Consider the following 10624-nt stretch of genomic DNA (forward strand, 5'->3'; position numbering starts at 1 on the left):
GCGCACGACGAGCGCCCGCGCGTGCCCGCGTTCAGGCAATCGCCGCCGGCGTGGCGCGCGGATAGTCGGTGTAGCCGTGCGCATCGCCGCCGTAGAGGGTCGCCTTGTCCGGCTGCGCGAGCGGCAGGCCGGTCGCGAGGCGTTCGACCAGGTCGGGGTTGGAGATCCACGGCTTGCCGAAGGCGACCAGCTCGGCATGACCGCTGGCCACGGCTTCGGCACCGAGGGCACCGTCGTAGCCGTTGTTGGCGATCCAGGTGCGCGGGAACAGCTTGCGCAGCGCCCGGAAATCGAAGCCCTCGACCGTGCGCGCCCCGCCGGTGACGCCCTCGACCATGTGCACGAAGCCGACCCCGCTGGCATCGAGCGCCTTCAGCACGTACGCGGCGAGTTCCGGCTCGCCGGGGCCGATGTCGTTGACCGTGGTCGCCGGCGACAGCCGCACGCCGGTGCGCTCCAGCCCGAACACGCTGCCGACCGCGGCGACGACTTCGAGCAGCAGGCGCGTGCGGTTCTCCAGGCTGCCGCCCCAGGCGTCGCTGCGCCGGTTGGTGTGGCTGCGCAGGAACTGCTCCAGCAGATAGCCGTTGGCGCTGTGGATCTCGGCGCCGTCGAAGCCGGCGGCCCGGGCGTTCCGTGCCGCCTGCCGGAACTGTTCGACGATGCCGGGGATTTCGTCCGTCGTCAGCGCGCGCGGCTCGACCATCGGCTTGAAGCCATCGTTCGTGAACGCCTGACCTTCGGGGCGGATCGCCGACGGGGCCACCGGCAGCGCGCCGTCCGGCTGCAGCTCCGGGTGCGAGATGCGCCCGACGTGCCAGAGCTGGATGAAGATCGTGCCGCCGAGCGCGTGCACGGCGTCGGTGACCTGCCGCCAGCCGGCAATCTGCGCCTCGCTGTAGATGCCGGGGGTCCAGGCATAGCCCTGGCCCTGCTGCGAGACCTGCGAGCCCTCGCTGATGATCAGGCCGGCACCGGCGCGCTGGGCATAGTACTCGGCGTTCAGCGCGCGCGGCGCCAGCGTCTGCGCATCGGCGCGCGAGCGCGTCAGCGGGGCCATGACCACGCGGTTGCGCAGGGTCAGCGGGCCGAGGGAATACGGGCTCAGCAGGGCGGCGGCGGAATTCGCGGGCGTCTTCATGATCAAGGCCTCATGGGGTTGCGAACAGGAAACGATTCGCACTATACAAAGCCTTTGTCCGCCGATAAGCCGGGATTCCGGCAACGCATCGTTTACCAGAGGAAACGAACCTTTGAGTACGACCCCTGCCCGTGCGCTGCCGGATCGCTCGGTCGCCGATGCCGCGGCCGCCGCGCACGATCTGTCGGCGCTGCATCTGTACGCGGTGCTGGTCGAGGCCGGCAGCTTCACGCGCGCCGCCGACCGGCTCGGCTGCACCAAGGGCCACGTCAGCAAGCAGCTGGCGGCGCTGGAGCGCAGCCTCGGCATGCAGCTGCTGCACCGCTCGACGCGCCGGCTGGCGCCGACCGCCGCCGGCAGCGCGCTGCTGCCGCTCGCGCGGCGCCTGACCGCGGTCGATGACGAGGTGCGTCAGGTGCTCGACGGCCTGCGCGATGACATCGCCGGCACCGTGCGCGTGTCGGTGCCGGTGTCGCTCGGCGAGACCTGCTTCGACGACATCGTCGTCGGCTTCTGCCGGCAGTACCCGCGCGTGCACATCGCGCTCGACCTGTCGAACGGCATCCGCGATCTGGTCGCCGACGGCATCGACTTCGCGCTGCGCTCGGGCAGCGAGCCGGCCCCGGACCTGATCGCGCGCCCGCTGTACAGCATGGAGGAATACGCCTGCGCGAGTCCGGCGTATCTGGCCGCGGCCGGCACGCCGCTGGCACCGGCCGATCTCGCCGCGCACGCCTGCCTGCAGAACCTGCACTTCGGCGAGGAGGCCGCGGCCGGGGAATGGGAGTTTCACCGCGGCGCCGAGCTCTGGCGCGTGCCGGTGCGCGGGCCGCTCGCGTGCAACCATTATTCGCTGCTGAAGAAGGCGGCCATCGCCGGCGCCGGCATCGCGCGGCTGCCGGGCTATCTGATCGATGACGAACTCGCCGACGGCCGGCTGCTGCGGCTGCTGCCGGACTACGAATCGCGGCGGCTGCCGATCTTCCTGGTCTACGCGCCGCAGCGCACGCTGCCGCAGCGCACGCGCGTGCTGATCGACTACGTGCGCGAATGGTTCGCCGGCAAGGCCCAGCGCTGCGCGGCCCGGCGCGCGGCGCTCGCCGTGAACCTCACAGATCCCGGCGGAAGTTGAACGCGAACACCGACAGCCCCTCGCGGAAGTAGAAGCGGTGGGCGCGGGCGCGCTGCACGCCGGAATCGAGCGTCAGCGCCCGGCAGTCGAGCTTGCGGGCGCGGGCTTCGAGCCAGGTCAGCAGGGTCTGGCCGACGCCTTCGGAGCGTGCGCTCTCGGTCGTGACCAGGTCATCGACGTAGAGCTTGCGGCCGATCGAGGTGTCCTCGTAGACGCGCCAGACCGCGACGCCGAGCACGGCGTCGTCATCGACCGCGACCGACATGCGGGCGCCGCCGGCGAACACGCGCTGCATCTTCTCGACGTATTCCTCCGGCAGCTGCGGGCGCAGCTCGCGGTGGACCTCCTCGGCACGCGCGAGCCAGCCCGGCTCGGCGATCCTGCCCTCGTCGGTGGTGATGTCCACGATGCTCATGCCCATGATTTCGAGCGGCCTCCGGCGCCGTCAGCAGTTTTGCCGCACGGTGCCGGCAAGCGGGGCCGGAAGTCCAGCGTCAGACGCCGGCCATCACGCGCGCGCGCAGCCCGGCGAGCAGCCGCTCGCCGCGCGGCCACGCTCCGAAGCCGGCGGCGACGTTCAGGTGCCCGCTCGGGCCGTGGTCGACGAACTCCGCCGCCCAGGCCGCTGCGAAGGCGCGGGCGCGCTGCAGCGTGCAGTACGGATCGTCGCTGCTCGCGACCACGGTTGCCGGGAACGGCAGCGGCGCGAGCGGCACGCCATCGAGCAGGCCGAGCGCATCGGCATCGGCCGGCGCGACCAGCAGCGCACCGGCGACTTGCGCGCAGTCGTGGCGCTGCGCCCAGGCCGCGATCGCGATGCAGCCGAGGCTGTGGCCGACCAGCACGGTCGGACCGGGCCGGCGGCGCAGTTCGGCTTCGAGCCCGGCGATCCACGCCTCGCGCTGCGGCTGGTCGAAATCGCGCTGGTGCACGCGCCGGAAGGCCGGGCCGGAGTCGGCCCACAGCGTCTGCCAGTGGCCGGGACCGGAATCGCCGAGGCCGGGCACGATCAGGATCTGCAGGCCGTCGTCCGGACACGCGCCGCTCATGGCAGGCTCCCGGATGCGTCCGCCGCCTGCCAGCCGTCGGCGCCGAGGCTCGGCAGCAGCGCGGCTTCGCGGGCATCGGCCGCCGCCGGCAGCCACACGCGTACCCGGTGACGATGGATGTGTTCGATGCGTGCCCGCAGGCGCTGCTGCTCGGCCTCGCTGGCGGCAGCCGCACGCAGGTGCGGGGCACCGAGGCGGATGGCGTCGGGCGCGAGCGCGAGCAGGCGGTCGAGTTCGGCCGGCTCGCTGCCGTTGAAGCCGAACGCGACGCCGTAGCCGCGGCTGCGGAAGCCGGCGAGCGCGGCTGCCAGCCGTTGGGGCGCGACGCGCGCGGCATCGGCGAGTTCGAGCACGATCCCGTCCGGGCGCAGGCCGCTGCGGCGCAGGATCGATGCGAACACCGCCCCGTGCGCATCGGGCACCGCGGCGAGGTGCAGCGGATGCACCGCCAGCCACAGCGGCCCGCCGCCGGGGCGGCTGCCGGCGTTCAGCACGTGCACGGTGCGGATCAGCCGGTCGAGATAGGTGATCGCGGCATCGTCGAGCGCGATCGCATACGGCGCCCAGGCCGACACCGGCTGGCCGCCGGCACCGAAGGCGGCGGTCTGCGCGAGGCGCGCGACCGGGCGCCCGCCGGCATCGAGCAGCGCCAGCAGCGTCGTCTGCAGGCGCAGGCCGTGGTAATGCCCGACCACGCGCCCGGCTTCGAGCGTGAACGGCGCGCAGCCTTCCGGCAGGTAGGGATGGCCGCGGAAGTCACGGGCATGCAGTTCGATCAGCTCGGCGAGCCGTGCCTCGCGGCTGGAGGCTGCGGGGGGCGGGGTCGGATCGGTGACGGACATCTGGGCGGCTCCGCTCGGGATGACAAACATGAAAAATTGGAGATTCGGAGTCAGCTTACGGTCGGTTTGGCAATAATATATAGTAATAAAAAATTATCTTTTTATTACGCATGGTTATTTATCTGCGACATTTGACTTATCACTGCTGCGCTGCAACCGAAGGATTTTCCATCCCGGCATGCCGCCTGCAAATGGCACTAGACTCGAAGCGCCAGACGCAGGCACGAGGCATGACGCGAGCCGGAACCCGCAACCGGCCGGAACAGGGATTCCGGAGTCGGGTCTGCGGGTGTTGCGGATTGGCCGGTGGACGGGATCACCGGCGGCATCATGTACCGAGACAGGCCCCCCGAGATGCAGATGACCGATACCGATCGCTGGACCGAAGCCAACCCCGATGCACTGATCGGGCTGACGGCGGCCGGAGTGGTGCAGCACTGGAGCGCCGGCGCGCAGCGCCAGTACGGATATCCCGCGCACGAGGCGCTCGGGCGCCCGCTGGAGGCGCTGATCGTGCCGGCCGACATGACCGGCCAGCAGCAGTGGATGCTGGCCGAGACGCTGGCCCTCGAGCTCTGCGCCTTCGAGGCCGTGCGCCGGCGCCGCGACGGCTCGCTGGTCTGCGTCGACATCACCGCGCGGCGCATCGCCGGCGAGGACGGCGAATCGGCGGTGCTGTTCGTCGAGAAGGACGTGACGCGCCTGAAAATCCTGCGCGATGCGCGGCTGATGGAGGCGCGCTTTCGCGACCTGCTCGAATCGACCCCGGATGCCGTGGTCATCGCCGGCACCACCGGCCACATCGTCATCGCCAATGCCCAGGCCGAGCGCCTGTTCGGCTACTCGCCCGGCGAGCTGCGTGGCCAGCCGGTCGAGGTGCTGCTGCCGGCACGCTACCGCGCCGCGCACGTCAGCCACCGCGCCGGCTACTTCCAGCAGCCGCGCCGGCGCTCGATGGGCGCCGGGCTCGAGCTCTACGGCCTGCGCCGCGACGGCACCGAGTTCCCGGTCGAGATCAGCCTGAACCCGCTGCGCACCGAGGCCGGGCAGATGGTCATGAGCGCGATCCGCGACATCAGCGAGCGCCAGCGCGCCGAGCGCAAGTTCCGCGGCCTGCTCGAAGCCGCGCCGGATGCGATGGTCATCGTCGATCGCGACGGCCGCATCGTGCTCGCCAACGCCCAGACCGCGACGCTGTTCGGCTTCGAGCGGCGCGAGCTGCTCGGCGAGCGCGTCGAGCGCCTGCTGCCACCGCGCTTCCGCGATCGCCACCCGGCGCACCGCAACGCCTACTTCACCGATCCGAAGCTGCGGCCGATGGGCACCGGCTTCGAGCTCTACGGGCTGCGCCGCGACGGCACCGAATTCCCGGTCGAGATCAGCCTCAGTCCGCTCGAGACCGAGGACGGCCTGCTGGTGTCGGCGGCGATCCGCGACATCACCGAGCGCAAGCGCTTCGAACGCGCGCTGCAGGACAAGAACAGCGAGCTCGAAGCCGCCAACCGTGCCAAGAGCCGCTTCCTCGCCAGCATGAGCCATGAGCTGCGCACGCCGCTCAATGCCGTGCTCGGCTTCACCGGCATCCTGCTGATGAAGCTGCCCGGCCCGCTGAATCCGGAGCAGGAATCGCAGCTGCGCACGGTCAAGTCCAGCGCCCAGCACCTGCTCGCGCTGATCAACGAACTGCTCGACCTGGCACGCATCGAGGCCGGGCGCGTGGTGCTCAAGCCCGAGCCGGTGGCGCTCGCGACGCTGCTCGACGAGGTCGCGGCGACGCTGCGCACGCAGGCTGACGACAAGGGGCTCGCCCTGGGCGTCGAGCTCGAAGCGGTGCCCGAACCCGTCACCGATCGCCGGCTGCTGCTGCAGATCCTGATCAACCTCGCCGGCAATGCCGTCAAGTTCACGCAGCAGGGCTCGGTGCGCCTGCGCGCCGGCCCCGGCCGGCCCGATTCCAGGGGGCACGCCACCGTCTGCATCGCCGTCGCCGACACCGGTCCCGGCATCTCGCCCGAAGAACAGAAGCGGCTGTTCGAACCCTTCGCGCAGGGCGAGGCCGCCCGCAGCAGCGGCATCGAGAGCTCCGGCCTCGGCCTGCACCTGAGCCGGGAACTGGCCGGCGTGCTCGGCGGCTGGCTGCAGTGCCGCAGCATCCCCGGCGAGGGCAGCACCTTCACGCTGACGCTGCCGCTGCACGCCGAGCTGCCGGCCGCCGCCGACCTGCCCGGCGCCACGGCCCCGGCCGAGCTTCGCCAGCCCGCATCATCAGGTGGAGACCGGCCCGCATGAACCATCCGAACATCCTGATCGTCGAGGACAACCAGGCCAATTTCGCCGTGCTCGACTACCTGCTGCGGGCGCACGGCTTTCACGTGCTCGCCGCCGGCAACGGCCGCGAGGCGCTCGACGTGCTGGCGCGCGAGCCGGTCGATCTGGTGCTCTGCGACATGCAGATGCCGGTCATGGACGGCTACGAGTTCGCGCGCTGCACGCGCGCCAACCCGCGCTACGCGCGCCTGCCGCTGCTGGCCGTGACCGCCTCGTCGATGGCCGGCGATCGCACGCGCGTGCTCGCGGCCGGCTTCGATGATTACTTCTCGAAGCCGATCGATCCGGAAACCTTCGTCGACGCGATGGAGCACCACCTGCCGCCGGCACTGCGACGGGCGCGTTGACGGGCGCGGGCGGGCGGCCGATGGCGCGCATTGCAGTCGTCGATGATCTCGACTTCAACCGCGACCTGGTCGCGGCGCTGCTGCGCCCGGCCGGGCACGACATCGTCGAGGCCGCCGATGGTGCGGCGGCCCTGGAGATGGTCCGGCGCGAGCGCCCGGAACTGATCGTCTGCGACGTGCTGATGCCGGTCATGGACGGCTACGAGTTCGTGCGCCGGCTGCGCTCCGATCCGGTCTGCGGCGAATACGGCGCGCGCGTGCCGGTGATCTTCTGGAGCGCGTATTACAACGAGGACGAGGCCCTGCACCTGGCCGCCGAATGCGGCGTCAGCCTGCTGCTGCCCAAGCCCTGCCCGCCCGAGCGCCTGCAGGCGGTGATCCGGCAGGCGCTCAGCGAGCAGCCGCCGCCGCCGCTGCCGGTGCCCGATGAAACCGGCTTCGAGGGGCAGCACCGGCGGCTGCTGACCGACAAGCTCTCCGAACAGACCACGGCGCTGCTGCGCGCCAATGCCCGCCTGACCGCGCTGCTCGGCATGGTGCTCGCGCTCGGCAGCGAACACGATCCGCAGCGCCTGCTCGCCGCCGCCTGCCGGGGCGCCCGCGAACTGCTCGGCGCGAGCGACGCCTGGCTGGTGTACCGCGAGGACGACAGCGCCCCGGTGCGCTCGGTCAGCGACGGTCCGCACTCGGCGCTGCCGGCACCGGCCGGTTTCGGCGGCAGCAGCAGCCAGCCGCAGGATCCGCGCTTCGGCGCGGTGCTGGTCGCCCCGCTCAGCTCGATGCGCACCTGCCGCGGCTGGCTGATGATCGCCCGCCTGCCGGGCGAGGCGCCGTTCGAGGACGAGGACGAACACCTGCTCGGCCTGCTCGCGGCGCAGACGCTGCATGCCTGGGAGATCGAGCGCCTGAACGGCCAGCTCTCGGCGCATGCCGCCGCGCTCGAGGACGAGGTCGCCGAGCGCGAGCGCATCACCCGCCAGCTCGACGTGCAGTACGCGATCGCCCGTCAGCTCGCCGGTGCGCAGGGCATCGATGCCGTGCTGCCGGTGCTGCTGCGCACGCTCGGCGAGCGCCTCGGTTTCGAGATCGCCGCGCTGTGGCTGCCCGATGCCCGCCACGGCGGCCTGCGCTGCGAGCAGGTCTGGGCCGCGCCCGGCTCGGCGCACCTCGGCTGCGCCGCGGCCCGCATCCACCGGCGGCTCGCGCCGGAGAAAGGCCAGCCGGGGCGCAGCCGCCTGCAGCGCCGGCCGCTCTGGAGCCTCGACCTGCACCGCGACGAGGACAGCGGCCGCGATCCGGACTGCCCTGACCTGCACGCCTGCGCGACGCTGCCGATCGCCGCCGGCGAGCGCATCGTCGCGGTGTTCGAGCTGCTGGCCGGCGAGCGCCGGCCGCCGGACCCGGGTCTGCTCGACCTGATGTGGGCGATCGGCGAGCAGGTCGGCCAGTTCTGGGCCCGCATCGACCAGCAGCATCGCAACGCCCGCCTCGCGCGCGTGCACGCGGTGCTGAGCGGCATCAACGGCGCGCTGGTGCGCATCCACGAGCGCGCGGCGCTGCTGCGCGCCACCTGCCGCATCGCCGTCGAACAGGGCGAGTTCGGCATCGCCTGGATCGGTGACTACGACGCCGCTGCCGCACGGGTGACGCCGGTGGCCTGGGCCGGCATCGATGACGGTTTCGGCGCGCAGGCGCTCGCGCTTGCCAGCAGCGACGATGACTACGCCGCGCTGATCGTGCGCGAGGCCATCCACCGGCGCGAGGCGGTCTGGTGCAATGATCTCGCCGCCGAGGCCGCACCGGTGCACAGCCGCTTCGCCGAGGCGCAGCGCCGCGGCTTCGGCTCGCTGATCGTGCTGCCGCTGGTCGTCGATCACCGCATCGGCGGCGTGCTGGCGCTGTACACGCAGGCGCCGGACTACTTCACGCGCGAGGAACGCGAGCTGCTCGAACAGGTCGCGAGCGACATCGCCTTCGGCCTCGCTGACATCGACCGCCGCGACCGCCTCGACTACCTGAACCACTACGATCCGCTGACCGGCCTGCCGAACCGCACGCTGTGGCGCGAGCGGCTCGGACACGCGCTGATCGAGAGCGCGCGCCACCACGAGCGCACGGCCGTGCTCGTGCTCGACATCGCCCGCTTCCGGCACGTCAACAACGGCTTCGGCCGCGCCGCCGGCGATGCGCTGCTGCGCGCACTCGCCGAGCGCGCCGCGGCGGTCTGGCCCGAGCCCGCGCACGTCGGGCGGCTCGGCGCCGACTGCTTCGCCGGCTTCCTGCCGCGGCTCGCCGATGTGCAGGCGATCACGCAGCTGCTCGAAGGCCGGCTCGGTGCCGCGCTGTCGGCACCGTTCCCGGTCGACGGTCACGAGCTGCGCCCGGGCTTCGTCGCCGGCATCGCCATCGCCCCGGACGACGGCGACGAGGCCGAAACCCTGCTGCACCACGCCGAGGCGGCGCTGGCGCAGGCCAAGGCCAGCGACCGGCCCTACGTGTATTACCGCCCCGAGCTGACCAGCGGCATCGCCGGCACGCTGCGGCTCGAAAACCGCCTGCACCGGGCGCTGGAGCGCGGCGAGTTCGAGCTGCACTACCAGCCGCGCGCCGATGCGCGCAGCGGTCGCCTGACCGGGCTGGAGGCGCTGCTGCGCTGGCGTGATCCGGAGGCCGGGCTGGTCGCGCCGCTGCGCTTCGTGCCGGTGCTCGAACGGCTCGGCCTGATCAACGCGGCCGGCGAATGGGCGATCCGCCGCGCCCTCGCCGACAGCCGGCGCTGGACGGCGGTCGCCGGGCCGCTGCGCGTCGCGGTCAACGTCTCGGCCGTGCAGCTGCGCGAGCCCGGGCTCGGCGACACGATCTGCAGCGCCCTCGCCGAGGCACCGCCCGACGGCGCGCCGCTCGATCTGGAGATCACCGAGAGCGTGCTGATGAGCCAGGTCGAGGTGCATGGCCAGATGCTCGCCAGCCTGCGCCGGCGCGGCGTCGGCATCGCGATCGACGACTTCGGCACCGGCTATTCCTCGCTCGCGTATCTGGCGCGCCTGCCGGTCGATGCGCTGAAGATCGACCGCAGCTTCGTCGAGACGCTGACCGATCGCCCCGAGAGCCTCGCGATCGTGCGCACCGTGATCTCGCTCGCGCAGTCGCTGCACCTGAAGACCGTCGCCGAAGGCGTCGAGACCGCCGAACAGGCCGGGCGGCTCGCCGAACTCGGCTGCGACGAGCTGCAGGGCTTCTGGATCAGCCGGCCGCTGCCGCTCGATGCGCTGCTCGACTGGCTGCGCGCCCGCACGCCGGCCGGCGTCTGACGCAACTTCCGCGCCGTTCCCGTACTCCGAATCGCGGGCCGCAGCCGCATCCGCACCGGTGGCCCGGGTCAGGGTCGTGACGCCCGCTCGTGCGGATCGAGGATGCGCAGATGTCCCCTGTTTCCCGTTTGCCGCGCTCGCCCGCGGTCGCATTCCGCTGGCTGCTGCTTGGCTGCAGCCTGCTGCTGCCTGGTTTCGCGGCCGCTGCCGCCGAGGAGTCCTGGCCGCGCGAGTTCGGCCGCAACGGCCGTTCGGTGCTGGTCTACGAGCCGCAGGTCGAGGACTGGTCCGCCGACGGCCGCCTGCAGCTGCGCGCGCCGGTGGCGGTCACGCCCGCGCGCGGCGAGCCGGCGCGCTACGGCGTGCTCGGCATCGCGTCACCGACCGAGGTCGATGCCGGCTCGCAGTCGGTGCTGCTCGGCGCGCCTGAGGTCAGCGCGCAGTTCCCGGACCTGCCGGCCGACGAGGCCGCCC

8 protein-coding genes and 1 pseudogene are annotated in these 10624 nt (G+C 72.2%); 5 read left to right on the forward strand and 4 right to left on the reverse strand.

Annotated elements, in window-relative coordinates; translation table 11 throughout:
• Positions 1 to 31: 31 nt before the first annotated feature.
• A complete protein-coding gene (locus PKE44_RS09275) occupies positions 32 to 1141 on the reverse strand; it encodes an alkene reductase (protein ID WP_324550360.1) in 1110 nt (369 codons plus the stop codon).
• A 112-nt stretch (positions 1142 to 1253) separates the two neighbouring features.
• Here PKE44_RS09275 and PKE44_RS09280 point away from each other — a divergent pair, with 112 nt between their 5' ends.
• Complete coding sequence (locus PKE44_RS09280) at positions 1254 to 2273, forward strand: LysR family transcriptional regulator (RefSeq protein WP_324550362.1); 1020 nt, start codon at positions 1254 to 1256, stop codon at positions 2271 to 2273.
• On the opposite strand, the gene PKE44_RS09285 is transcribed toward PKE44_RS09280, so the two are convergent.
• The 3 genes from PKE44_RS09285 to PKE44_RS09295 form a co-directional block, all read right to left on the reverse strand.
• Complete coding sequence (locus PKE44_RS09285) at positions 2251 to 2688, reverse strand: GNAT family N-acetyltransferase (RefSeq protein WP_324550363.1); 438 nt, start codon at positions 2686 to 2688, stop codon at positions 2251 to 2253. The genes PKE44_RS09280 and PKE44_RS09285 overlap by 23 nt on opposite strands.
• Before the next feature lie 79 nt (positions 2689 to 2767).
• Entirely contained in the window at positions 2768 to 3322 is a 555-nt protein-coding gene (locus tag PKE44_RS09290; RefSeq protein ID WP_324550364.1) for an alpha/beta hydrolase, read from the reverse strand.
• Positions 3319 to 4164 (reverse strand): EAL domain-containing protein, encoded by an 846-nt coding sequence (locus PKE44_RS09295; RefSeq protein ID WP_324550366.1) that lies wholly within the window; start codon positions 4162 to 4164, stop codon positions 3319 to 3321. The genes PKE44_RS09290 and PKE44_RS09295 overlap by 4 nt, the downstream gene beginning before the upstream one ends.
• A 360-nt stretch (positions 4165 to 4524) precedes the next feature.
• Here PKE44_RS09295 and PKE44_RS09300 point away from each other — a divergent pair, with 360 nt between their 5' ends.
• The 4 genes and pseudogenes from PKE44_RS09300 to PKE44_RS09315 form a co-directional block, all read left to right on the forward strand.
• On the forward strand, positions 4525 to 6453 hold the full coding sequence (locus PKE44_RS09300; RefSeq protein WP_324550368.1) for a PAS domain S-box protein: 1929 nt from the start codon (positions 4525 to 4527) through the stop codon (positions 6451 to 6453).
• The gene (locus PKE44_RS09305; RefSeq protein ID WP_324550370.1) at positions 6450 to 6839 is read left to right on the forward strand and encodes a response regulator; all 390 of its coding nucleotides are present in this window, start codon (positions 6450 to 6452) and stop codon (positions 6837 to 6839) included. Before PKE44_RS09300 ends, PKE44_RS09305 begins: the two co-directional genes overlap by 4 nt.
• A 20-nt stretch (positions 6840 to 6859) precedes the next feature.
• Entirely contained in the window at positions 6860 to 10150 is a 3291-nt protein-coding gene (locus tag PKE44_RS09310) for an EAL domain-containing protein (protein ID WP_324550373.1), read from the forward strand.
• Positions 10151 to 10260: 110 nt separating this feature from the next.
• Positions 10261 to 10624, forward strand: a pseudogene (locus PKE44_RS09315) (hypothetical protein); the annotation flags it as partial.

The sequence above is a fragment of the Plasticicumulans sp. genome (assembly GCF_035331805.1).
In the GTDB taxonomy this organism is placed as follows: Bacteria; Pseudomonadota; Gammaproteobacteria; order Competibacterales; family Competibacteraceae; genus Plasticicumulans.